Source organism: Streptococcus sp. sy010, from assembly GCF_007859175.1.
Classification (GTDB): domain Bacteria; phylum Bacillota; class Bacilli; order Lactobacillales; family Streptococcaceae; genus Streptococcus.
In genome coordinates this window covers 382,201-407,471 of record NZ_VOHO01000001.1, presented here as the reverse complement: position 1 = coordinate 407,471, position 25,271 = coordinate 382,201, and the positions used below count along the sequence as shown (strand labels likewise).

At 35.7% G+C, this 25,271-nt stretch carries 24 protein-coding genes and 1 pseudogene; 18 read left to right on the top strand and 7 right to left on the bottom strand.

All coding sequences use genetic code 11. The features are described 5' to 3' along the window. The 3 genes from FRX51_RS02050 to FRX51_RS02040 all read left to right on the top strand — a co-directional run bounded on the left by FRX51_RS02050 (position 1) and on the right by FRX51_RS02040 (position 2,245). Positions 1-738, top strand: coding sequence for a class A sortase (locus FRX51_RS02050; protein WP_146495405.1), 738 nt, complete (start codon positions 1-3; stop codon positions 736-738). Between the two features lie 75 nt (positions 739-813). Next, entirely contained in the window at positions 814-1,215 is a 402-nt protein-coding gene (locus tag FRX51_RS02045; RefSeq protein ID WP_146495403.1) for a VOC family protein, read from the top strand. Between the two features lie 67 nt (positions 1,216-1,282). Then, positions 1,283-2,245 carry a DUF1002 domain-containing protein gene (locus FRX51_RS02040; RefSeq protein WP_146495401.1) on the top strand — a complete coding sequence of 321 codons (963 nt, stop codon included), beginning with the start codon at positions 1,283-1,285 and terminating at the stop codon, positions 2,243-2,245. A gap of 10 nt (positions 2,246-2,255) precedes the next feature. On the opposite strand, the gene FRX51_RS02035 is transcribed toward FRX51_RS02040, so the two are convergent. Then, the gene (locus FRX51_RS02035; protein WP_146495399.1) at positions 2,256-3,203 is read right to left on the bottom strand and encodes an FAD:protein FMN transferase; all 948 of its coding nucleotides are present in this window, start codon (positions 3,201-3,203) and stop codon (positions 2,256-2,258) included. Between the two features lie 127 nt (positions 3,204-3,330). On the opposite strand from FRX51_RS02035, the gene FRX51_RS02030 reads away from it, so the two are divergent. Genes FRX51_RS02030 through FRX51_RS02000 form a run of 7 tightly spaced genes read left to right on the top strand, consistent with a single transcriptional unit; the run spans position 3,331 to position 9,379 of the window. Then, positions 3,331-3,909, top strand: a complete 579-nt coding sequence (locus FRX51_RS02030; RefSeq protein ID WP_146495397.1) for a thymidine kinase — start codon at positions 3,331-3,333, stop codon at positions 3,907-3,909. A gap of 18 nt (positions 3,910-3,927) precedes the next feature. Then, on the top strand, positions 3,928-5,007 hold the full coding sequence (gene prfA, locus FRX51_RS02025) for a peptide chain release factor 1 (protein ID WP_146495395.1): 1,080 nt from the start codon (positions 3,928-3,930) through the stop codon (positions 5,005-5,007). Continuing rightward, complete coding sequence (gene prmC / locus FRX51_RS02020; RefSeq protein WP_146495393.1) at positions 5,007-5,861, top strand: peptide chain release factor N(5)-glutamine methyltransferase; 855 nt, start codon at positions 5,007-5,009, stop codon at positions 5,859-5,861. Before prfA ends, prmC begins: the two co-directional genes overlap by 1 nt. Continuing rightward, positions 5,830-6,480, top strand: coding sequence for an L-threonylcarbamoyladenylate synthase (locus FRX51_RS02015; protein ID WP_146495391.1), 651 nt, complete (start codon positions 5,830-5,832; stop codon positions 6,478-6,480). Before prmC ends, FRX51_RS02015 begins: the two co-directional genes overlap by 32 nt. A 58-nt stretch (positions 6,481-6,538) precedes the next feature. Then, positions 6,539-7,792, top strand: coding sequence for a serine hydroxymethyltransferase (gene glyA, locus FRX51_RS02010; protein WP_146495389.1), 1,254 nt, complete (start codon positions 6,539-6,541; stop codon positions 7,790-7,792). Between the two features lies 1 nt (position 7,793). Further along, positions 7,794-8,768, top strand: a complete 975-nt coding sequence (locus FRX51_RS02005) for a nucleoid-associated protein (RefSeq protein WP_146495542.1) — start codon at positions 7,794-7,796, stop codon at positions 8,766-8,768. Beyond that, positions 8,765-9,379 (top strand): lysozyme family protein, encoded by a 615-nt coding sequence (locus tag FRX51_RS02000; protein ID WP_146495387.1) that lies wholly within the window; start codon positions 8,765-8,767, stop codon positions 9,377-9,379. Before FRX51_RS02005 ends, FRX51_RS02000 begins: the two co-directional genes overlap by 4 nt. Positions 9,380-9,405: 26 nt before the next feature. On the opposite strand, the gene FRX51_RS01995 is transcribed toward FRX51_RS02000, so the two are convergent. The 4 genes from FRX51_RS01995 to FRX51_RS01980 all read right to left on the bottom strand — a co-directional run bounded on the left by FRX51_RS01995 (position 9,406) and on the right by FRX51_RS01980 (position 12,999). Continuing rightward, on the bottom strand, positions 9,406-11,124 hold the full coding sequence (locus FRX51_RS01995; protein WP_146495384.1) for a phospho-sugar mutase: 1,719 nt from the start codon (positions 11,122-11,124) through the stop codon (positions 9,406-9,408). 88 nt (positions 11,125-11,212) lie between these two features. Continuing rightward, complete coding sequence (locus FRX51_RS01990; protein ID WP_146495382.1) at positions 11,213-11,779, bottom strand: ECF transporter S component; 567 nt, start codon at positions 11,777-11,779, stop codon at positions 11,213-11,215. Beyond that, positions 11,772-12,317 (bottom strand): phosphopantothenoylcysteine decarboxylase, encoded by a 546-nt coding sequence (coaC, locus tag FRX51_RS01985; protein WP_146495380.1) that lies wholly within the window; start codon positions 12,315-12,317, stop codon positions 11,772-11,774. The genes FRX51_RS01990 and coaC overlap by 8 nt, the downstream gene beginning before the upstream one ends. Next, positions 12,310-12,999: a phosphopantothenate--cysteine ligase gene (locus FRX51_RS01980; protein ID WP_146495378.1), complete on the bottom strand. Its 690-nt coding sequence runs from the start codon at positions 12,997-12,999 to the stop codon at positions 12,310-12,312. The genes coaC and FRX51_RS01980 overlap by 8 nt, the downstream gene beginning before the upstream one ends. 129 nt (positions 13,000-13,128) lie before the next feature. On the opposite strand from FRX51_RS01980, the gene FRX51_RS01975 reads away from it, so the two are divergent. The 4 genes and pseudogenes from FRX51_RS01975 to FRX51_RS01960 all read left to right on the top strand — a co-directional run bounded on the left by FRX51_RS01975 (position 13,129) and on the right by FRX51_RS01960 (position 18,317). After that, positions 13,129-14,799, top strand: coding sequence for a formate--tetrahydrofolate ligase (locus tag FRX51_RS01975; protein ID WP_146495376.1), 1,671 nt, complete (start codon positions 13,129-13,131; stop codon positions 14,797-14,799). Between the two features lie 451 nt (positions 14,800-15,250). Further along, the gene (gene cls, locus FRX51_RS01970) at positions 15,251-16,849 is read left to right on the top strand and encodes a cardiolipin synthase (RefSeq protein ID WP_146495374.1); all 1,599 of its coding nucleotides are present in this window, start codon (positions 15,251-15,253) and stop codon (positions 16,847-16,849) included. A 535-nt stretch (positions 16,850-17,384) separates the two neighbouring features. Further along, a pseudogene (locus FRX51_RS01965) lies at positions 17,385-17,983 on the top strand (IS3 family transposase); the annotation flags it as partial. Positions 17,984-18,149: 166 nt separating this feature from the next. Next, positions 18,150-18,317 carry a hypothetical protein gene (locus FRX51_RS01960; RefSeq protein WP_261379784.1) on the top strand — a complete coding sequence of 56 codons (168 nt, stop codon included), beginning with the start codon at positions 18,150-18,152 and terminating at the stop codon, positions 18,315-18,317. A gap of 96 nt (positions 18,318-18,413) precedes the next feature. Here the strand turns inward: FRX51_RS01960 and FRX51_RS01955 are convergent, their stop codons facing one another. Next, positions 18,414-19,658 (bottom strand): restriction endonuclease PLD domain-containing protein, encoded by a 1,245-nt coding sequence (locus FRX51_RS01955; RefSeq protein ID WP_261379783.1) that lies wholly within the window; start codon positions 19,656-19,658, stop codon positions 18,414-18,416. 64 nt (positions 19,659-19,722) lie between these two features. Then, entirely contained in the window at positions 19,723-20,973 is a 1,251-nt protein-coding gene (locus FRX51_RS01950; protein WP_146495370.1) for a DNA cytosine methyltransferase, read from the bottom strand. 134 nt (positions 20,974-21,107) lie between these two features. On the opposite strand from FRX51_RS01950, the gene FRX51_RS01945 reads away from it, so the two are divergent. From FRX51_RS01945 to FRX51_RS01925, 4 genes are all read left to right on the top strand, one after another. After that, the gene (locus FRX51_RS01945; RefSeq protein ID WP_146495368.1) at positions 21,108-22,409 is read left to right on the top strand and encodes a hypothetical protein; all 1,302 of its coding nucleotides are present in this window, start codon (positions 21,108-21,110) and stop codon (positions 22,407-22,409) included. Positions 22,410-23,016: 607 nt separating this feature from the next. Next, on the top strand, positions 23,017-23,226 hold the full coding sequence (locus FRX51_RS01935) for a hypothetical protein (RefSeq protein ID WP_146495366.1): 210 nt from the start codon (positions 23,017-23,019) through the stop codon (positions 23,224-23,226). 81 nt (positions 23,227-23,307) lie between these two features. Further along, complete coding sequence (gene xerS, locus FRX51_RS01930; RefSeq protein ID WP_146495364.1) at positions 23,308-24,378, top strand: tyrosine recombinase XerS; 1,071 nt, start codon at positions 23,308-23,310, stop codon at positions 24,376-24,378. 124 nt (positions 24,379-24,502) lie between these two features. Continuing rightward, positions 24,503-25,222, top strand: a complete 720-nt coding sequence (locus FRX51_RS01925) for a PASTA domain-containing protein (RefSeq protein WP_146495362.1) — start codon at positions 24,503-24,505, stop codon at positions 25,220-25,222. The last annotated feature ends 49 nt before the right edge of the window (positions 25,223-25,271 follow it).

The following is a 25,271-nucleotide window of genomic DNA, read 5'->3' as shown; positions in this document are numbered from 1 at the left end:
ATGGCAAAGAAATCAAGAAAAATTAGTAAATGGCTGCGTCCATTACTATTGAGTCTGATGCTAATTGTTGGATTGGCTCTGGTCTTTAACAAATCCATCCGTAATAGCTTAATCGCAGTCAATACCAATAAATACCAAGTTTCTAAGGTAACTAAGGAAAAAATTGAAGAAAATAAACAATCAGAAGGTAACTTTGATTTTTCAACGGTAAAATCTATTAGTACCGAATCTGTACTGGCTGCTCAAATGGAGGCTCAAGAATTACCAGTTATTGGTGGTATTTCTATCCCAGAATTGAATATTAACTTGCCAATTTTTAAGGGCTTAGATAATACTGCTCTGACTTATGGAGCTGGTACCATGAAAGAAGAGCAGGTTATGGGCGCAGAAAATAACTATGCCTTGGCCAGTCATAATGTCTTTGGTTTGACAGGAGCTTCTGAAATGCTCTTTTCACCATTAGAGCGTGCTCAATTGGGAATGAAAATCTATCTAACTGATAAGGATAAGATTTATACCTATGTGATTTCTGATATTACAGAAGTAACACCTGAGCATGTTGAAGTTATTGATGATACACCAGGTGTTAAGAATCTCACCTTGGTCACTTGTTCAAATCCTGAAGCAACTGGACGAATTATTGTTCATGCTACTTATGAAGGAGAAACGGATTTCAGTCAGGCTTCTCAAGAGATTCAAGATTCCTTTACAAAATCTTACAATCAGATTAGTTTGTAAAATCAATAAAAGACTGGATAAATCCAGTCTTTTATTTTGACTTATGATATAATAAAGAAAAATTGGAGAATAAGAATGAAATTAGATGTAATTCATCATGTGGCAATCATTGTTTCTGATTATGACAAGTCGCGAGATTTTTATGTGAATAAGTTGGGATTTGAGATTATCCGAGAAAATCATCGTCCTCATAAGCAAGACTATAAACTTGATTTGAAATGTGGGACGATTGAGTTGGAGATTTTTGGTAATAAGCTATCAGATCCCTCTTATCAAGCTCCACCAAAAAGATTAGATTATCCAGAAGCTACGGGGTTAAGGCATTTATGCTTTAAGGTGGCAGATGTTGAACAGACTAAGAAAGAACTGGAATCTATGGGCATTTTTGTTGAACCAGTTCGCTATGATGATTATACTAATGAAAAATTAACCTTTTTCTTTGATCCAGATGGCTTACCTTTAGAATTACATGAGTGATTATTAAGAAAAAGATAAGTTTATTGTGTTATTGTAGTGTTATTTAGAAAGATTAAGGAGAATAATGATGAAATGGCATAAAATTTTGATGGCTAGTGCAGTGATTTTTACAACTAGCATGGCAACCAGTAATGTTCAAGCAAATAGTCAAGTCCAAACGGTTATTGATGAAACTTATGTGCAACCTGACTATGTCTTGGGCTATTCTTTAACTGAAGAACAAAAGGCGACAACGCTGAATTTGTTGGGTTACAATAGTCAAGACCAGCAACTTAAAACCATGACAACCAGTGCTTTTGCTCAAATCATGAATGTTGCTGATGATCCAAGTTTGCAGTTGTATTCTTCGGTGAAAATTCAAAAATTAGGTTCATCAGGCACACTGAAAGTCAATATCGTGACACCAGAAAATATTACCAAGGTAACAGAAAACATGTATCGTAATGCAGCCGTTACCTTAGGAATTGAAAAAGCAGAGATTACAGTGGCTTCTCCTATAGCCGTAACGGGAGAAAGTGCTTTAGCAGGTATTTATTATTCTTTGGAGCAAAATGGTGCTCAAATTGCGACAGAAAATAAAGAACTGGCTCAAGAAGAATTGAGTACTTTGGCTAATATTGCTGCTGAAAATCAAGATAAAGAGAATTTTGATGCTGATAAATTAAATGTGGCTTTGACAGATATTAAACAGGCTGTTGCAGATGGTGGTTCTAGTTTAACCAAACAAGATATTGAAGAGATTGTTAACAATACTTTAACTAATTATGGCTTGAATACAAGTATGACCAGTAATCAAATTACTTTAATTGTCAATTTTGCACTTAATCTATCAAAAAGTGGCGTGATTACAGATGCAGCTTTCAAATCAACCTTATCATCTTTGAAGGATAGTATTGTGGCTGAGGCAGGTTCGCTGTTTGACCAGGTGAATTTGAATTTTGATGCCAATGCTAGTATTGAAGAAAGTAAAAATTTCTTGGCTAATATTTGGCAACAAATCATTGCCTTTTTCAGAAACTTAATCAACTAATAAAAAAGTTCTAGACGCTTGTTCTAGAACTTTTTTGATAAGATTTTAGGCGATTTGAAAGATACAGTTGATTGTCTTTATCAATGATAATGCCTTCTAACTGTAGGTGTTGATTGATAAGATTCAGTGCCGTAGCAATAGGTAAACCAAATAAACGAGTACTCCAAATATCTGCTTCAAATGATTGAGGACTAATAATGGTTAGGCTTGCCATGTCACTGTCAATGGGAAAACCTGTTTGCTTATCAAGAAGATGATGATATGATTTGTCACCATCCTTAAACTGCCTTTCATAGATACCAGATGTGACGATAGATAGATTTTTTATAGGTAGGGTCAATAAATGTTGACCACGATCTGCCTTGGGATCTTGTATCCCAATAAACCAAGAACCACTGGGATGATTAGGGTTGGGGCCATGAACCAAAACATTGCCACCCAAATTAAGCATGGCAGAAGTGACTTGTTCTTTTTTTAAAAATGCCATCAATTGATCAGCAATGTATCCCTTGGCAATAGCTCCTAAATCTAGTGACATATTAGGACGGTTCAAAGAGATAGTTGAGGTGTTTGAATCAAGCAATATATCACTGGCTTGGCTATTAAGTAGTGCTTTTTTAATACTGTCATGAGTTGGGAGATGGGCATCTGAAAAACCAATTCGCCAAGCATTGACCAAGGGACCGATGGCGATATTTAACTGGCTCTGGGGTGCCAGACTGTGTTGCTTTCCAATAGTAATCAAGTCAAACAAGTCAGGAGCGATAGTAAGTGGGCTCTGATAGGCTTTATTATGAATTGTTGTTAGCTCAGAATGCTTATCATAAGGACTAAACCGTTGGGCATAGTAACGTAATTGTCGGCAAGTTTCTTTCAGTAATTTATCACTATACTTACCAGTAATCATTAAGTCAATTTGTGTTCCCATAAGAGATAAACGAGTTTTAGCGAGTGTCATACATTTTAGTGTATCATAAAATGTATTTCTGTGATAAGCATTTTTTTATTTTATCCTTGCTGACTTATCCCAAAAAGCAGAAAATATGATAAAATAAAAGGAACTATGTTTTAGAATAGGAATGAAAATGGCACAGCTATATTACAAATATGGAACCATGAATTCAGGTAAGACCATTGAGATTTTGAAGGTGGCTCATAATTATGAAGAACAAGGCAAGCCTGTTGTTATTATGACGAGTAGTTTGGATACACGAGATGATTTTGGAATTGTTTCCAGTCGAATTGGTATGCGTCGTGAGGCCCTGCCGATTGCTGATGATACTGATATTTATAGCTATATTGAAAATTTAGCAATCAAGCCTTATTGTGTCTTGATTGATGAGGCTCAATTTTTAGGCAAACATCATGTTTATCAACTAGCTCGTGTGGTAGATGAGTTAGGTGTACCAGTTATGGCTTTTGGTTTGAAAAATGATTTTCAAAACCGTTTATTTGAAGGGTCAGAACAATTGTTATTGTTGGCTGACAAAATTGAAGAAATAAAAACCATTTGCCATTTTTGCAGTAAAAAAGCGACGATGGTACTACGAACTGAAGATGGCAAACCAATCTATGTTGGTAATCAAATTCAAATTGGCGGTAATGAAAGTTACACATCTGTTTGCCGCAAACATTATTTTAATCCAGAACCATTAACTATTTAAATTACAAAGGAGAAACGGATGAATATTTATGATCAATTACAAGCAGTAGAAGACCGTTATGAAGAGTTAGGCGAGCTACTGAGTGATCCACAAGTGGTATCGGATACTAAGCGATTTATGGAATTATCTCGTGAAGAGGCTAACACTCGAGATACGGTAACGGCTTATCGTGAATATAAACAAGTGATTCAAAATATTGCTGATGCAGAAGAGATGATTAAAGATGCTGGTGGCGATGCAGAATTGGAAGAAATGGCCAAAGATGAGTTGAAAACAGCAAAAGCAGAAAAAGAAGATTATGAAGAAAAGTTAAAAATCTTGCTACTGCCAAAAGATCCTAACGACGATAAAAACATCATCTTGGAAATTCGTGGTGCAGCAGGTGGTGATGAGGCGGCTCTTTTTGCTGGTGATCTCTTAGCCATGTATCAAAAGTATGCTGAAAGTCAAGGCTGGCGTTTTGAAGTCATGGAGGCCTCAACAAATGGTGTCGGTGGCTTAAAAGAAGTTGTAGCTATGGTATCAGGGCAGTCTGTTTACTCAAAACTTAAATATGAATCAGGTGCCCATCGTGTTCAGCGAGTACCTGTAACAGAAAGTCAAGGACGTGTCCACACATCAACGGCGACAGTTTTAGTGATGCCAGAAGTAGAAGAAGTTGAATATGATATTGACCCTAAAGATCTTCGCGTAGATATTTACCATGCTTCTGGTGCAGGTGGTCAGAACGTCAACAAGGTAGCAACAGCAGTACGTATTGTTCACTTGCCAACTAATATCAAGGTTGAAATGCAGGAAGAGCGAACGCAGCAAAAAAATCGTGAAAAGGCGATGAAGATTATCCGAGCTCGTGTTGCAGATCATTTCGCTCAGATTGCTCAAGACGAACAAGATGCCGAGCGTAAGTCAACTATTGGTACAGGTGATCGCTCAGAACGTATTCGAACTTATAACTTCCCACAAAACCGTGTGACAGACCATCGTATTGGTTTGACGTTACAAAAATTAGATACCGTATTGGGTGGTAAGATGGATGAAGTAGTAGATGCCCTGGTTCTTTATGATCAAACTCAAAAATTGGAAAAATTAGCTAACTAATGAATTATGCAAGCTTACTAAATCATTATGGTGATCAGTTAGAGCTGGTTGGTGAAGAAAGAGAAGCTCTGAATTTCGTTTTTAGAGAAATGAAAGCTTGGTCTTACACTGAGTTTGTTCTTAAATTGTCCCAAGAAGTTGAAGTCGAAGATGCTTCTATCATAAAAGAAATTTTTGAGCAACTTTATAGGCACTATCCAGCTCAATATATTTTAGGAAAAAGTCAGTTTTATGGGCTAGACTTGATGGTGGATGAACGTGTTTTGATTCCACGGCCAGAAACAGAAGAATTGGTGGATTTGATTTTGGCTGAGAATTCTGCTGCTATTTTAGACGTTTTAGATGTTGGAACAGGTAGTGGAGCTATTGCTTTGAGTTTAGCTAAAACTAGACCTAAATGGCAAATAACTGCTAGTGATTTGGCACAAGAGGCTCTTGATTTGGCACAAACGAATGCTCAAAAAAATAACTTAGAGCTTACTTTTGTTCGGTCTGATTTACTGACAAATATTGAAGGTAAGTTTGATATTATTGTTTCTAATCCCCCCTATATTGCCTATGAAGATAAGGAAGAAGTTGGGCTAAATGTGCTGACTTCTGAACCGCATTTAGCACTTTTTGCTGACGAGAAAGGACTAGCCTTGTATCGTCGTCTGGCTGAGATCAGTGCTTCTTACCTTAAACCAAAAGGTAAAATTTATCTAGAAATTGGTTACAAACAAGGACAGGCAGTGAAAGACTTGTTTACCAAATATTTTCCCAATCATAGAATTAGAGTCTTAACGGATCAATTTGGTCAAGATAGAATGGTGGTGATTGATCATGAGTTTATTACTAGAACAACTGGTGACTAAGTTAAAACGAGGTGACGCTCTTGTGTTACCGACTGAAACAGTTTATGGGCTATTTGCTGATGCCATGAATGAAACAGCAGTCAATCATGTGTACCATTTGAAAAAACGACCAAGAGATAAGGCCTTAAACCTTAATGTTAGTAGTCTAGAGGACATTTTAGCTTATTCTAAAAACCAGCCTGCTTACCTAAAAAAGCTCTATCAGGCTTTTTTGCCAGGCCCATTAACGCTAATTTTACTTAGTAACGATGCGGTGCCAACATGGATTAACTCAGGACTAGATACGGTTGGTTTTCGACTGCCTAGTCACCCAATCACTCGAGAAATCATTCAGCAAGTGGGACAACCTTTGATTGGTCCATCTGCGAATTTGTCTGGTCAAGTCAGTGGTCGGGTATTTGAACAAATTATTAAGGATTTTTCTAATCAAGTGACTGGTATAGCTGATGATGCTGCAATTTTGGGAGTGGATTCGACAATTTTAGACTTGTCTAGGCCACAAGCTCGTATTTTAAGACAAGGCAGTATTACCAAGCAGCAACTACTTGAGAAAGTACCAGAACTTGTTTTTGAAGAAGATAGTTTATCAGGTTATCATGAGATGGATTCATCAATCTAATTTGTGATTACAAGAGTGAACAGCTCAATAGACAATTTTTAGAATTTAGGAGAAAAAGATGATTTTTGATAAGGAAAATTACCGAGATTTTGATCCGGAACTTTGGCAGGCTATTGATCAAGAAGGACTTCGCCAACAAGATAATATTGAGCTAATTGCCTCGGAAAATGTGGTGTCAAAAGCAGTTATGGCAGCTCAGGGTTCTCTATTGACGAATAAATATGCTGAAGGTTACCCAGCCAAACGTTATTATGGTGGCACAGACGTGGTGGATGTGGTGGAAAATTTAGCTATCGAACGTGCCAAGAAGCTTTTTGGTGCTAATTTTGCTAATGTACAACCCCATTCGGGTAGTCAAGCCAATGCAGCAGCCTATATGGCTTTGCTTGAACCAGGTGATACGGTTTTGGGAATGGATTTATCAGCTGGGGGGCATTTAACTCATGGTTCTCAGGTTAATTTTTCAGGTAAGACTTATCATTTTGTTGCTTATGGTGTTGATAAAAAGACCGAACAATTGGACTATGAGGAAATCTTGTCCTTGGCTAAAGCACATCAACCTAAAGTGATTGTTGCTGGAGCATCTGCCTATTCTCGTACGATTGATTTTGCTAAATTCCGTGAGATTGCAGATCAGGTTGGGGCAAAGCTCATGGTCGATATGGCTCATATCGCAGGTTTAGTTGCGGCTGGTTTACATCCAAATCCTGTTCCTTATGCTGATGTGGTAACTTCAACTACTCATAAGACCCTGCGTGGACCTCGTGGTGGTTTAATTTTGACTAATGATGACGAACTAGCTAAAAAACTCAACTCCGCTATCTTTCCAGGTTTGCAGGGTGGGCCATTGGAGCATGTCATCGCAGCTAAGGCAGTAGCTTTCAAGGAAGCCTTAGATCCAGCATTTAAGGATTATATGAAGGCAGTTTTGGCGAATAGTCAAGCTATGGCTCAAGTTTTTGAAAAAGACTCTGATTTTCGTTTGATTTCTGGTGGCAGTGACAACCATCTTTTCTTGATTGATGTGACGAAAGTAGTGGAGAATGGAAAAATTGCTCAGCACATTCTAGAAAGTGTTAATATTACCTTAAATAAAAATAGTATTCCATTTGAAACCTTATCACCGTTCAAAACGTCTGGTATTCGTATTGGTACTCCAGCCATTACCAGTCGTGGTATGGGGATTGTAGAAAGTCAGACAATCGCCCGTTTGATGATTAAGGCTTTGAAAGAAGCTGATAATGAAAACACTTTGTTTGAAATTCGCCGTGACATTAAACGATTGACTGATAAATTCCCTTTATATGACTAAGATAGACGATTTTTACTTAAAAAAGATTATTATTCATCAATTTAGCCCTGCGGATACTGATTTGCTCTTATCTGATAGGGAAATTGTTTTAACCCCTAAACTAGATGATTATTTTAGAAAAAAACTTGCCAAGGTTTTTTCTGATGAAGCCAAACGAGGTCAGTTTTCAACTGACAGCCCTTTTCTTTCTCATTTATCTGATGATTTTCTGTTGACTTCCATTAAGATTAGTCAGATATGGAAAGAAGAATTTGTCATTAGTGAAGATCAAAAGGTCAACGACTTAATTTTTATTCAATTTGATCGTGAAGGCCAAGCTTATTTTGCCTTTTTACGCCTAACCCTTCGTGAACAATTAGCACATATTGGTCAAGAAGATCGACCAATAAAACTTAGTCAAAATAATCTACCTAGTCCTAGTCAAACGCCAGATGAAGCTCTAGTTATTAACTTGGATAATTTAACTTATTATCTGATTGAAAAACGTGTCAAGCATAATGGTTCATTTGCCAATTATTTTTCTGAAAACCTGTTACAAACAACTCCACAAGAGTCCGTTAAAAAATCAATCAAGGTGCTAGAACAAGCGGCACAAAAGGTAGCCAACCAATTTCACCAAGATGATTTTACTTTTCAATCTAAGATGAAATCAAGCATTTATGATCAACTAGAAGAAAAAGCAGAATTATCACCAGAAGACTTGGCTAATCAATTGTTTGATGATAATTTGACAGCTCGCTTAACTTTTGTTGATCAAGTTAAGGAAAAAATTCCAGAGCCAATTAAACTAGCGGATATTGATCATTCACGTCAGATTAAGAAATTGGAAAATCAAAAATTATCCTTATCTAATGGCATTGAGTTAATTGTGCCTAATAAGGTTTACCAAGATGCAGAAGTAGTGGAATTTATCCAAAATGATAATGGAACCTACTCAATTCTAATTAAAAATATTGAGGATATTAGTAATAAATGAAAAAATGGCTTGGCCGATTTATCTCCTTTTTTATATTGCTTGCGATTTCGATAGCTTTTTGGTTAATTTATCAAGATAGTCAGCGAGTATTGTCTTATAGACCTTTGGTTAAACAAGTGTTGAACACGCGTCAGAGTAACCTAAGTGAAGAACTAATTTTAGCTATGATTTACACGGAAAGTAAGGGAAAAGGACAAGACATCTTACAAGCTAGTGAGAGTTTGACTGGTCAAGTCGGTCAGATTAGTAGCTCTAAATCTAGTTTGGAAGTTGGTATTGACTTATTTGAGCAAAATGTAAGTTTAGCGACTAAGAAAAAGACAGATAGTTGGACAGCTGTTCAGGCTTATAATATGGGTACAACTTATATTGATTATGTAGCTGAAAATGGTGGAAAAAGTAACATAAATTTAGCAAGAAGATTTTCACGAGATGTTGTTGCTCCTAGTTTAGGCAATACTAATGGCGCAACCTATACTTACTATCATCCTTTGGCTATCATGTATGGTCAGCCTAGTCTGTATCAAGATGGTGGCAATAGTTATTATGCTGAACAGGTTAAACTTAATCGTTTTATTTTGAAAATCATGTCGTGGCTAATCAAAAACTAGAAGAGTTGAAAACTCTTCTAGTTTTTTTATTTGATAAAATCATTGATTTCTTGTTCAATATTAGCGATTTTTTCTTCAGCTTGAGCAAGACTCTCACCCACCGTAGCAATATAGAATTTAATCTTTGGTTCTGTTCCAGATGGACGAACTGCAAACCAAGAATCGTCAGCTAGAGTGTATTTGAGAACATCACTTGGTGGCGTTGTAAGTTTTGTTACTGAGCCATCTTCATAAATGGCTGTTTGTTGATCAAAATCTTCAAATAAACGAATAGCCGTTTGATTGAACTGACTTGGTGCTTGTTCACGGAATTTAGTCATAATGGATTTGATTTGAGCCGAACCGTCAACACCAGATAATTCAATTGAAATTGTTTTTTCAGCAAAGTAACCATATTCTTGATAAATTTGTTCAATACCATCAGCTAAGGTCAAGCCTTTTGAACGATAGTAGGCAGCAATCTCAGCAACGAGTAGAACAGCTTGGATCGCATCTTTATCACGAACGAAAGGTTTAATGAGATAGCCAAAACTCTCTTCAAAACCAAACATGTAGGTATGATTATGTTTCTCCTCAAATTCTTGAATTTTTTCAGCAATAAATTTGAAACCAGTCAAAACATTGAACATGGTTGCCCCATAGCTTTGAGCAATCTTAGTTACCAAATCTGTTGACACAATTGATTTTGCCAAGGCAGCATTTTCAGGTAGAGTACCTGCTTGCTTATGGGCTTCTAAGATATATTTGGCAATGATGGCTCCAATTTGGTTTCCAGAAAGGTTTTTATAAGAGCCATCAGCTTGACGAATTTCAACGCCTAGACGATCTGCATCAGGATCAGTTGCTACTAATACATCAGCATTGACTTGACGACCTAATTCTTCAGCTAGGGTAAAGGCTGCTTGACTTTCTGGATTTGGTGATTTAACTGTTGAAAAATCTGGATCTGGCATGGCTTGTTCAGATACGATTTCAATGGATTCAAAGCCAGCTTGTGCCAATGCACGTCGAGTCAACATCTCCCCTGTTCCATGCAATGGGGTATAGACAATTTTCATGTCTTTACCATATTGTTCAATGAGATTTTTGTTAATGTTAACCGATTTGACTCCCTTGAGGTATTCAGCGTCAATAGCTTCACCAAGTATGTCAATCAGTCCTTGAGCTTTAGCTGTTTCAAAATCAGCGATTTCAATGGTAAACGGATCGTCAATAGAACGGATAAAATCAGTTAAGGCCGCTGCATCTGTTGGTGGCATTTGTCCCCCATCTTCACCATAAACCTTGTAGCCATTAAAAGGTGCAGGGTTATGACTAGCTGTAATCATGATACCCGCAAAGGTTTTTAGGTGACGAACTGCAAAAGATAGTTCGGGTGTTGGGCGTAGGCTTTCAAAAACATAAGATTTGATGCCATGTTGAGCCAAAACACGTGCTGAATCTTGAGCAAATTCTGGTGAGAAGTGGCGTGAATCATAAGCAATGGCAACACCACGTTCTTTAGCTTCCTGACCTTTACTTTCAATCAATTTAGCTAGTCCTTCAGTTGCTTGACGAACAACATAAGTATTGATACGATTAGTTCCAGCTCCGATATAGCCACGCATACCAGCCGTTCCAAATTCTAGGTTGGTATAAAAGGCATCTTCTTTTGTTTTTTCATCCATAGCTAAGAGTTCTTCTCTAAGATAGCTTGGTAGGTTGGTCACAGTTAACCATTTGTCGTATTGTTCTTGATAAGACATGGATTTCTCCTCTATTTTATATTGTAAATCGCTTTCATTATATCACATTTAAGCAAAAAAATCATGAATTTAGTCATGATTTTTTGATTTATTTGAATTTTATTAGGCGAGGAACGATAGTAGCTGTGAAAAAACTAGCGAGTAACATTTCAGCCAAGGAATTGATGGTTAAGATACTTGCCAAGAGAAGTTTGACATTACCATTATAACGTTCTGCAAAAAAGAGAAAAATACCAGATAGGACAAAAACGGTATTGGTCAATGAGCCAAGAGCACCAGCTAAGATCAGTCCAACTTTATTTTTCATTAGACAATAGACTAAATAAGGACTAAGGCCGATAAGGAATCTAGGAATAATGGCAATGAGTACAGAATAAAGATTGCCACCTTCGACAAATGGAGAAAAGAGATAGCTAGCTGGAGAAATGACGAGACTATTTGTGATTAAGCTAAGTAAGCCCATGAGACCGCCAAGTAAGACTCCTGTACGCCAACCATAAGCAATAGAGGCAATGATGACTGGAATATGAACCAATGTTGGCTTAATAGGTAGTGGCAAAATACTAAAAACAGTCGTGGTTAAATACTGGATAACAAGCATCAATCCAAAGAAAATAGCAATTCTAGCAATTTGAGATGATTTTTTTTTATTCACTAAGTGTATCTTCAACTTTCTGTAAAATAATGTCAAGGTCAGCTAAAGCTCCCTGACCAATCTCTCCACAGGCTAATAAACTATCGCGTGGAGTGATTTCCTTATAACCAATTTCTTGTAGGATTTTAAGATTTTTTTGGGTAAGGGGATGGCAATACATCTTGGTATTCATGGCTGGAGCAATTAGTTTAGGAGTATCTGCTGGTAAGGCCAAGGCAGTCGCTGTCAACATATTACCAGACAGACCCTGAGCCAGTTGTGCAATCGTGTTGGCGGTTGCTGGAGCGATTAAGAAAAGATCTGCCTCCTTACCAAGATCAATATGATTGATTCGATTAGCCAATTTTTCTTCCATGATATCCAAATGAACAGGTTGTTTGGATAGGATTTGTAGAGTTAAGGGAGTGATAAACTGAGTGGCTGCTTGGGTCATGATGACATGAACCTCATAACCTTTCTTGGTTAGTTGACTGACTAAATCAGCCCCCTTATAAGCTGAAATACTGCCACTTAAAGCTAGAACAATGGTTTTAGCCATTTTGTTTCACCACTCTTTCGTAAATTGCTTTGGCAATCTCCTGTTTAGAATGAACTTCTTGATAACCATCTTTATCTAACAGGTAGGCCTTGTGCTGATCACCTGTAATATGACTGAGATCATTAGCAACAATCAATTCTGCTTGATTGATTTTCAGACTTTTTTTGGCTACTTGGAGTAGCTCTTCTTGAGAAACATTAACCAAGAGCTTAAAACCAATCAGACGAATGGCAGGATTCCACTCTTTAACTTTCTTGATGAGCTTTGGTGTTTTTTTCAAAAAGAGAACTTGGTAGTCAGCCGTAGAAGAAATCTTATCTTGAGTATTTTGCTTGCTTAGTAATCGAGCGACATCTGTATTTTGTTTTAGCTCGTCAAGGTCAGTCATATAAATAGGGCTATAATCAGACACTGCCATACTATGAATTAAGACCTCATGTTTAGTAATCTGTTCTTGTAAACAAACTTGCAAATCAGCGACTGTTCTCACTTCAATCAGTTCTAAGTTAGAATGAGGTTGGGGGCGATGACTATTTGGGCTAGTGATTAAGGTCACGTTATGACCATGATTTAAAAAGGTCTGGGCGATAATTTGCCCTAAGCGACCTGTTGCATGATTGGTGATACTTCGTACCCGATCAATAGGTTCGCTAGTGCCACCAGATGTTATCAAAATTTTCATATTCCATATTATACAAGAAAAAGCGAGTTTCGTAAATGTAAAACATAGAAAGTAAGATATTATCTAGGCATTTAACTGAGGATATGATAAAATGACAATATTAAATTGAAGGAAAAGGATGGGTTAGACATGAAAACAGATATTGAGATTGCACAAGAAAGTCGTCTGAAGCCTATTAGCCAAATTGCTTATAAGTTAGGCTTAACGGAAGCGGATTTAGAACTTTATGGTTCTTATAAGGCCAAGTTATCTTTTGATAAAATCAAGACTTTGGAACATCAAGCCTTGGGTAAATTGATTTTGGTGACAGCCATCAATCCAACACCAGCAGGGGAAGGGAAGTCAACGGTGACCATTGGCTTGGCAGATGCCTTAAACCATCAAGGTCATCAAGCTATGATTGCGCTTCGTGAGCCGTCTTTGGGGCCTGTTATGGGCGTAAAAGGTGGTGCAGCAGGTGGAGGCTATGCACAAGTCTTGCCTATGGAGGACATTAATCTTCATTTTACTGGAGATATGCACGCTATTACAACTGCTAATAATGCCTTGTCTGCCTTGATTGATAATCATCTTCATCAAGGCAATTCCTTGAATATTGATCCAAGACGGATTATTTGGAAGCGTGTTCTGGATTTGAATGATCGAGCTTTGCGTCAAGTGACTGTTGGCTTGGGTGGGCATTTGAATGGCATTCCTAGAGAAGATGGTTTTGACATTACGGTTGCTAGTGAAATGATGGCGATTCTTTGTTTAGCGACGGATTTGGCGGATTTGAAAAAGCGTTTGGGTCAGATTCTTATTGCTTATCGTTATGATCAGACCCCTGTATATGTTAAGGATTTAGCTGTTGAAGGTGCCTTGACTCTAATTTTGAAAGATGCGCTTAAACCCAATTTGGTTCAGACAATTTATGGCACACCAGCTCTTGTTCACGGAGGCCCTTTTGCCAATATTGCTCATGGTTGTAATTCCGTTTTAGCAACTAAAACAGCCTTACAACTGGCAGACTACACGGTTACTGAAGCTGGTTTTGGGGCGGATTTAGGAGCTGAAAAATTTCTTGATATTAAAGTCCCCAATCTTCCCAAGGCACCAGATGTTATTGTCATTGTAGCAACGATTAGAGCCTTAAAAATGCATGGTGGTTTGAATAAGTCTGACTTGACTAAGGAAGACCTAATTGCTCTTGAAAAAGGATGTGCCAATTTGGAACGTCATATTAAAAACATGCAGTCCTATGGTATTCCAGTAGTGGTCGCCATCAATCAATTTGTTTCAGATACTCAAGCTGAACTAGTTTGTTTGAAAGCATTTTGTCAAAAACAAGGTGTCGCAGTTGCCTTAACTAAGGTTTGGGAACAAGGTGCCAAGGGTGGTGTTGAACTAGCTGATTTAGTTGTTCAAACGATAGAACAAGAAAGTAGTTCTTACCAAGCAATTTATCAAGCAGAAGATAGTTTGACTGAAAAAGCTAGAAAGATTGTGACTAAAATTTATGGTGGTCGTTCGATACAGTTTTCAGCTAAAGCTCAAAAACAACTGGTTCAGTTTGAAACAGATGGTTTAGAGAATTTGCCACTTTGCATGGCAAAAACCCAGTATAGTTTTTCAGACAATCCTCAACTTCTAGGAGCACCAGTTGATTTTGACATCACTATTCGTGAATTTGTTCCTAAAACAGGTGCAGGATTTATTGTTGCCTTGACTGGTGACGTTTTAACCATGCCAGGTTTACCTAAACAACCAGCCGCCTTAAACATGGATGTCACAGTTGATGGTAAAGCACTTGGATTATTTTAAGTGACAGTTTAGACAAAACAATATATAATAAAGAAGAGGAATAGAAGTAGAAAAATATCGGCCGCACACGCACCTAGCAATAGGTATCTGAGAGGTGGGGAAGGGCCGTCCCACCTATTCCTAAGCACTTAGTATTCTAAGTGTTTTTTTGTCTGTCCAAATTGTGCTGAAGACATTGTATCACTGATTGAAATGTAATGTCGTTTGGAGCAGGGATGAAAAGTAAGGGACAATTTATCGGTTAATGGAAAGATGTCCTGGATACTCTGGTAGAAAAATTGAAAAGAGAATGCTATTGAGTTGTACATGCGTTATTGTGATTGTTTTAATAGGCATGATATTATTAGTTACTCTATTTTTGGATTATTTTAATTTTTGCCAGCCTCTTCTTTCAAAAAATTGCTCAATTATGATAAAATATGATGAAGCATAAAAGATGGAAAGGATTAGAATGAGCACCAAGAAAAATCAAAAAAACAAGAACAAACTAAAGACCAGGTATTTATTAGATAAGGGACGACGTAGTTTATTAAGAGGAATTTTTAGTCGAACAACGGTGATTGCCATTCTCTTAATTATTCAAGTTCTTTTTCTTATGGCAACATTTTCTTGGTTTAATCAATATCAAGCTTATTTCCGAGCCTTAGAAATTGTCTTAGGTTTGGCAGCTATTTTATACTTAATCAATAGTGAGATGGATGCCCTTTCTCGTCTGACTTGGTCGTTATTGATTATGTTGACGCCACTTTTAGGCGTTTTATTCCTGATTTATACCAAAGTTGATTGGGGTTATCGTGGTTTAAAAACTCGATTGGCTGAATTAACGACCATGAGTCAGCCTTATTTATCTGATAATATTAAAGTAACCAATCAATTAAAAAAAGAAAAATCGACTACCTATAATCTTGTCAAGTATTTTCAACGAACTCGAGATGGTTTTCCAGTCTATCAAGGGACTAAAGTGACTTATTTCCCTAGTGGTGAAGCTAAATTTGCTGAACTCAAACGTCAGCTCTTGCAGGCTAAAAAGTATATCTTTTTAGAATACTTTATTATTGATGAAGGTCTGATGTGGGGGGAAATCTTAGCGATTTTGGAAAAAAAAGCTAGCGAAGGAGTAGAAGTCAGAGTGATGTATGATGGCATGATTGAGTTTTCAACGCTATCATTTGATTATACAAAACGTTTGGAAACTTTGGGAATCAAGGCTAAGGCCTTTCTAGGTATCTCTCCTTTTATTTCGACCTATTATAATTATCGTGATCATCGAAAAATTGTTGTGATTGATGGTAAGGTTGCATTCACAGGTGGTGTCAATCTAGCTGATGAATACATTAACCATATTGAACGTTTTGGTCATTGGAAAGACAGTGCCATCATGTTAGAAGGTAAAGCTGTTGATACTTTTACAGTTTTATTCTTGCAAATGTGGTCAATCACAGATAGTAATCCTGATTTTTCTGCTTATCTGCCTAGGCATCAAGAAGCAAGTAAAAAAGAAGATGGCTATGTGATTCCTTATGGTGATTCCCCTCTTGATTCTGATAAGATAGGGGAAAATGTCTATATTGACCTGCTTAATCATGCCCGTGACTATGTTTATATCATGACCCCTTATTTAATCTTAAATAGTGAACTTGAGCATGCCATTAAGTTTGCCGCTGAACGTGGTGTAGATGTTTGTTTGATTTTACCTGGTATTCCTGATAAGCAAGTACCTTATGCCTTGGCTAAGACTTATTATAAAACCTTGTTAAAATCTGGTGTTAAAATCTATGAATACACTCCTGGTTTTGTTCATGCTAAAGTGTTTGTTAGTGATCATATTAAAGCTGTTGTTGGAACTATTAACCTAGATTATCGTAGTTTGTATCACCATTTTGAATGTGCAACCTATCTTTATAAAGTCCCAGCAATCAAGCAAATTGAACAAGACGTTCAGCAAACCTTAAGTCACTGTCGTCAAGTCAGCTTAGAAAACTTAAAAGAAGAACCGTTAGCAACAAAACTAACTGGTTATGTCGTTAAAACTATTGCACCTTTACTTTAAATATGATATGATAAATAACATGCGATGAGTCGATACATGATTTAGTTAATAAATCATTATTGAGCATGGGACGTCATAAGGCAGGAGCCGACGTTGATAGGTTGTGTGAACCTTCCTATCACATCATGATTTGATGCCCTATCCCCTCTATATCAGAGGGGATTTTTTTATTTTTCTTCATGGGGTACTTGTTATTTGCAAATGAGTTAACAGACAACGAGACTTATTTCAAAAGTATCTAGTAATATTTATAAGGAGAGGTTGGCTAGTATTGTTCAGAGTGAAAACTAAAAATTTATGTACTTTATATCTAACAGTACCTAAACCCTTGATACATCTACAATTGAAGCATAAAGTACATAATTTAAAAAGTGTACTTTATTTTTATTATGTACTTTATTTTAGAGTGCAATATGGTACATAATTTAGTTACGATATTCCAGTTTGGATGGGAATTCAATTGAATAGGTTACACTAAACTTAAACTAGACAGAAATTATAAAGTGTTCTACACTAAAACGATTAAGAAGTTAATATGTCTAGAAAAGTACGTCGCCAATTCACAGATGAATTTAAACAACAAATTGTTGATCTTTACAATGTTGGTAAAAAACGTAGTGAGATTTTCAAGGAATATGACTTGACGCCATCCAGTTTTGATAAATGGGTCAAACAAGCTAAAACAACCGGTTCCTTTAAGAACGTTGATAATCTAGCAGATGAGCAACGTGAGTTAATAGAGCTCAGAAAGCGAAATAAGGAGCTGGAGATGCAGGTCGATATCCTAAAGCAAGCGACAGTGATTATGGCACAAAAAGGAAAGTAATCACTGCCAATAAAGAAAAATACAGTATTTCAGCCATGTGTCGTTTATTGGGAATGCTTCGCTCAAGCTATTATTATAAAGCTGTGGAGCAGGTAGCTGAAGCGGAAGCTGAAGATGCTGTTCAATCTATGTTTTTAGAAAACAAGGCTCGGTATGGTGCTAGAAAAATAAAACAAGCTCTTGAAACGAAAGGGATTATGATATCACGTCGCCGTGTTCGTCGTATGATGAAACGACTTAATCTGGTATCCGTTTATCAAAAAGCTAGCTTTAAGCCTTATACTAAGGGTAAAAACAAGGCCCCTATTACTATATCAAACGCGCATGGCATAGAGAGTTATTGCTTAGGACGTAGAAGAACTTTATGATAATCTATCGGTTGAAATATCAAACTTAGGGATTCATCTTGATAAAAATGTATATCAGGGGACTCAGAAGCAAACACTATTAGATTTTTTAAAAGAATTTGAAGTATTGTGCAAAGATAAGGAGTTTAATGTAGAATTTACTCAAGTAGTTTCCTTGGCTAGTTATGAAAATTTAATTAAGGTCACTGCTCAAGAAAGTGTTGAGTATGTAGCTAATACCATCCAGAAATTCTATACTGATTTTATTGAATCAATCAAGGATGAATTGTACTAACAATAAGTAAAAAAGAGGTGATTCCTCTTTTTTATTCTTCTTTTTCAATTGCTTCATTATTCATAAATGCTTCGAAACTACCAATTGGTGCAAAATCTATATAAATGGTTGAATAATCGTCTTTTTTCTCCAAAGTCTCACTGAATCTGTCCCCTTTTTTTGAAGCCAATCTCTGGTAACAATTTGTCTTTCATTTAGCCCAAGTACATCAACTAGGAGCCATTGACCTAGTGCTGACTGTCCGTAACGTTTATTTGTCTCAGGGTCACGCTCAGTCAAACTACCCGATTGTAGACTTTTCATTCTTTCTTGGCCAACAAGAGCAGGGATCAACTTTCCATTCGGTAATTTTAAATGAAATCGAACTTGTGGTTTATTCTTCTTATCCCCAGTATAGTTATTTTGCATTCGTTCTACTTCAAAAATATCGGAACAGAAAAAGTTAGGAACTTTTTTATGAAATTCTCTTGGGATCGGGATGTATATTTCATTGAGTGGACGTAGTGTTGAACTTCTACGATTTTTAGGTGCGGAATTCCAAGAATTAAGTCCTGATTTTTCTTCTACTTCTTTGCTACGATATGAATAAAGCGGTAAATACACTTCAATAATATCATCCTGATGTGATTTGTTTTTGAAATCATCTATGAAATTAAAATACGATTGTAAGAGAAATTCAAATGGATCATCAATAATATTGACATCAAATGTATTAAGAACTAAAGTATCTTTTTTATTTGAGTCAAAATGTTGCCATATTTGTGAATCACTATAAGTAAATTTATAATCTTTATGACCATCAGACCATTGAAACGCAGTAGAAGTACGTTTAAAATCTCTGAGATTATTCAAGTCAACCAAAGGGTATAGAGTTTCTTGAATAACAAATTTTCCTGCGTCCCTAGTAATATAATGATAGATGTTACCATCTTCTGTGAGCCCTAGACGTTTATAGTCAGCTAACATTCTATCATTTTTAATTTGGGATAATTTTAAAGCGAGTTCTTCATCTGATTTGCTAAAAAATGGATCAATTTCAGCTTTATAGCGTTTCAGTTGCATTACTTTTTGAAAAGATGGGCTTGAGTTCATCCATGTTTTCAAACCTATACCTATTCTTTTATCAGCAAATATTGATAAGATATCATGAGGAGTATTACCGATGTCAACATTCTCACTTTTAAAAACCTTTGCATAGATTGTCTCTTGAAACTTTGAATCAAGATATGGAATAGGATCTCCATGTTTTTGTCTAAAAAGGTTAGTTAATGCACCATATATCTGAAGAAATTTTATATATTCCTCTCTTTCCTCCTTAGTATACTTTTCCCATATTGACATATTCGTCTCCTTTGTAATTCTTGTCTACATACTCTTTATTATAACAGAAAAAGCTAGTCTAAAACTAGCTTTTATCATATTCATTTTCTACGATACTATAAAATTCTAAATTGCCTTTTTTCTTGATAAATCTAAAATATTCTTCGTCTGAAAAAATACTCAATCCATCTTTATAAGATTTAATAATTTTTTTAGCTTGTTCGTAGTTGTCAACAAATTCCTTAACATAAGATTCCCCTTCAAATTGTCCGTTCATCTTAGTATAAATAATTGCAAATTTACCATTTCTAGCTAGTTGTGATTCTCCTTGTTGATTCAAAGCAACAGAAATATTTTCCGCAATACGTTTAATTACTGGGACAACCACACTATTACCAGCCTGTTTATACAGTTGACCATTTGATAGTTTTTCTGGAAGTTTAAACTCTTTAGGAAAACCTTGAACATTAAACGTCTCTTTAGGTGTCAATTTACGAATCTCATGATTATTGGTTAAAATCAATGGCACATTATGCCCACCTGTTCCCATATTAGCAGTTAAAGTAGGTACAACTCCATTTTTATTCTCGCGTACATATTGTCTACGCCATTGATATACTGTATCCTGACTATCAATAGCATGTTTCAGTTCTTCATAAAATTTTTGTTTACCTTCACGGTAGTAATAGGTTTCATCTATCTCTGCCCCAAAATCAATAACGTCTTTTAGTGTTGTTGTTAGTTTAATTTCTTCAGGAAATTCAAAAGCATCATAAGATTCTTTATTATCAAAACCTACTATATAAATTCTCTCCCGATTTTGTGGAATGTTACCATAGTCTTTACCATTTAAGACTTTCCACTTAATAAAATAGTTATTATCCGTCAAAGCTTCTCGTATGACTTTAAAAGTATTACCATGATCATGGGAAACCATATTTTTTACATTTTCGATAAAGACAACTTTTGGTTTCTTGGCTTCAATAATTCGGAGTAATTCAAAGAATAAATCTCCTCTATCATCATCAAAACCTTTTCTATAGCCCGCTATACTAAAAGCTTGACAAGGAAATCCACCAACAACAACATCAATGTTGTCTTTTCCAGTCTCATCCAATACTTCATCAGCCGGTACTTTGTGAATATCTCGGCTATCAAGAGGGGTGTTGGGATGGTTGAGAGCGTAAGTAGCACGAGCATACTTATCAAATTCATTAGCATACACCACTCTGAACTCGTTGGTTTGTTCAAAACCTAACTCAATTCCACCAACTCCACTAAAGAAAGCAGCGATGTTCTGCTTCATGGAAGTTTTGGAACTTACAGAATTTGTCATGTATTTTCTCCTTAATTTAATTATCAACTTGATAATTATATCACTATTAGGTGAAAAAAGCAGCTAGGAGACCTAGAAATATCGTAAAAAAAATAGTAGAATATCTTTATAATTATATAGGAGATATATAAAATATGGAGTTATCCAACTATTCTGATATTGAACAGTTTGCAAAAGATAATTTTACATTATTTGAATCGGACAGTAGACATTATAATATTTCTAGTCAGAGAAAAGCTTTTGAAAACCAAAAACAGGAGCCCCCTAAATCTTTACACAAATCAACTTTGATAAAAGCTGAACTAGAAAATATTGTTAAAGAGCGTTTAAGCTCTATTGAACAATCAATTTTAAGCTACTATCGAGAAAATAGGTATAATAAGGATATTACTATTGAGCATTATCAAAATACACCTTGTTTATCAAGTAATAAGTTAAGAGCATTTTTAATAGAAAAAGATAAAGAGATAGATATAATTTTTACGGAAGAGCATTTTACAGATCCCAAAAAAGAAATTGATAAAATTGATGAAATTGGAGACTTTGTTCGTAATAATATTGTTGCATTTAATTCACAGCCATCAAGGTTTAATAAAAATACAATAGAAACCTATGCAAAACCACTCTTTAGCATCGAACGACCAGAACTTTATTACCGTTCTGATATTGAAAGATATTTAAAGCAAAGATTTTTTGAATTGGATAGTGAACAGCGTGAGTTAATTTATTCACATTATATGCAGGGACATACTCTCTCTCAAACTGCTAAATATTTTTCTGAGAAACTAATACTTAATAAAAATGATATTGAACATTTTTTAACTCAAACCTCTTTTGAAAAGTTAAATGAAAATATCGAAAATGAACAAGAGATTGTAAATGAATTAACCTCAGTATTTGAAAAAAAATTCGACTTAACAGGTATTAAAAATGATTTAAAAAATATTATATCTCGATTTTTACCTTTAATTTTATCCAATGGCTTTCCAACTAACATCACAAATGTAGATTCTGGAATTATGGTAGCGAACGCTGGAGATTCAGCTCAATTTATTTTTATTGCAAGAGCCATTTTAGCAGGGTTTGATAGCTCGAATGTAGATGTTAGAAGTTCTAGATATGATTGTATTGTAGATTTTAAAAATAAAATCTTCCGAGTGCAAGTAAAAGGTATTTCTAAAAATACTGTACATTACAAAGATAGAGATAGAGGCGGTAAGGGAAATACACATAGTGCGAGTACAAATAGAGGTCGAAGAATAACCTCTGAAGATTGTGATATTTACGCAGCTGTCGACAAGAAGACAGGAGTTATTTATCTTATTCCAATTAGCCATTTAGATGAAAATTCAGCTAAAAATTCTGAAAATATTAAAGACTTAGTTCAATTTAGAGAGAATTGGGATATCTTTGAAGAGTTGAGTACCCCTGATTAAACTGAGGTATCGCTACATTCTTCTTATTGACTTTGATACAGTTCTCCTTAAAGTGAGTTATCACAAGGATGGTATTATGTATCATAAATATCAAGTTAGTTTATTAAATCTATTTCCGAGATGACATTTTAACAAAAATATGCTATAGTACGAAAAAAGTAAAAATAACAAAAGTAAACGAAACTTAGTAAAAGAAAAAAGTAAATATCCAACCATAGTGGACATCACACTCATTGCTTGAGGAATTCTACTATGGTTGTTAAGGTTGCTGAACTATTTAATAGTTCCAATTACTAAGATGAAGTTACTTTTGTTATTAGATCAATTTTAAATATCATAACGATCAATGAAAGTACTCATCGATGTTTCCTCTTTGCAGTTTGTTGCATAGATGAGAATGGTACTGAATTGGTCGTTTTTTTTTGTGTGTTTCTGAAATCAGTGAATTAATGTCAGAACGCGGAGACAAGTCCCCTGAGAGTGCTTGGGTGTATTTACAAAACAAAGGGGAAATCGCAAAATAGTATGGTCAGGTAAATGATGGAGTATTTGATTATATGAGTCGGCAAGCAGAAAACTTATTTGGTAATGAGTAAAGGAGGGAACAGTGAGCATTTATGTGAAAGATTTTCTTGAAAAGATATTGAGAGACTTGAATAAGGATAACTTTAAAGTTAGAGAAAAGATAAGTCAATTTTTACTTGATAATAATTGGTTTGGCATCTCAGTGAATACAGATAATAAATACTTTCAAACCTATTTAGCTGAAAATGATTATATGATGTGTAATATTGTTCAGAGTGAGTTTTCCCTATAACATCTTTCCGAAAAACTATAATTTTCTTGAAAGATGGTGAGGTATATGTTATACTAGCTATATAAATATGGAGGATATCTTATGCGTCGTGAACTACTACTCGAAAAAATTGATGACTTGAAACAGATGATGCCTTGGTATGTTTTGGAGTACTATCAGTCCAAACTGGCAATTCCTTATAGTTTGACAACCCTCTATGAATATTTGAAAGAATACCGACGTTTTTTTGCTTGGATTTTAGATTCTGGTTTAAGTCAGGTGGCGACTATTTCTGAGATTCCTTTAGAGACTTTGGAGCATTTGACTAAAAAAGATATGGAGGCTTTCATCCTTTATTTGCGTGAACGTCCTTTATTAAATGCCAATACCCACAAAAATGGTCTATCTCAAACGACAATCAACCGTAGCTTATCAGCCTTATCTAGCTTGTACAAGTATTTGACCGAAGAGGTTGAAAATCAAAATGGTGAACCTTATTTTTATCGCAATGTCATGAAGAAAGTTTCAACAAAGAAAAAAAAAGAAACCTTAGCAACTAGGGCTGAACAAATTAAACAAAAATTATTTTTAGGGGATGAAACCACGGCGTTTTTGGACTATGTTGACCACACTTACGCTACCAAGTTATCCCCACGAGCCCTCTCCTCCTTTCAAAAAAACAAGGAACGTGACCTAGCAATTTTAGCACTACTGCTTGCTTCAGGTGTTCGTCTGTCTGAAGCTGTTAATCTTGATTTGCGGGACCTTAACATGAATCTAATGATTATTGATGTGATTAGAAAAGGTGGGAAACGTGATTCTGTTAATATTGCTGCTTTTGCTAAGCCTTACTTGGAAAATTACCTGGCGATTCGCCAAGTACGTTATAAAGCTGATAAAACTGACTTAGCTCTCTTTTTATCAGAATATGCAGGCAAGGTGAACCGCATGGATGCTTCAAGTATTGAAAAAATGGTGGCTAAATACTCTGCTGACTTTAAGGTTCGTGTTACCCCACATAAATTGCGTCACACGCTAGCTACCCGACTGTATGATGCGACAAAATCTCAAGTTTTGGTTAGTCATCAATTAGGTCATGCCAATACTCAAGTCACAGATCTTTATACTCATATTATTGATGATGAGCAAAAAAATGCCTTGGACAACTTGTAAACATAATAAAATTTATGTAAAATAACTATCTACTGCTTAGGACGGATTTTTTAAAAGTGGAGCACAAAAAAAGACAAAAAGACTGATATTTTGTATAATCAAGGCATAGAAAGAGGAGAATGAGATGAAAAAAGCAGGAAATTTAACAAAAACCTCAGGTAAATTATTGGGAAATGTTAGTAAGGTTTTTGGGCTCTTAGATACGGTTGATATTGTGAGCAAGGTGACCGATAGTACCATTCCCTTAATTGATAAAGCCTTAGATCGTCATCATGAACATCGTCGTAGCTTAGTTCGTTTGGATAATCTAGTTCATATGGATCTCTTTGAAGCCAAGGCGCACTTAGAACAACAAGGTTTTATTGTAAGTACTATTTTAGCCAAACCTAGTAAAAAATATCAACAAGCAAAAATCAATGAAGTGGTTGAGATGTCGCCCAAATCTGGTAAATTACCAATTGGGTCTTTAGTTAAACTATACTATTTGGATCACAGTCTTATGAATCAAATCAAGGAAATGATTAGTTTACCAGATTTAGTTGGTTTACCCATTAGTCAAGCTCAGGACATTCTTGACGAACTAGGTTTAAAGCCTGTTCCACTTCTATTGCCAGCGAGTAAGGAATATGCTAAATATCAGCCTAATCAAGTCATTAACATGTCACCCAAACCAAACTTGGTTAAAAATCAAATCAAAAAAGGAAGCTTGGTTAAACTGAATTATTTAAATGAAGAGAATTTACTAGCCAGTCAAGCATTGGCACAAGCTTGGGCAGAAAAACAGGCAAACCGTCAGGAAAAAGTATTAAAGACTCTTAAACAAACAGGGAAAATCTTTAAGTAGTCTAATTTTGAAGATAATAAAAAGGAGTTGTTTATACAACTCCTTTTAA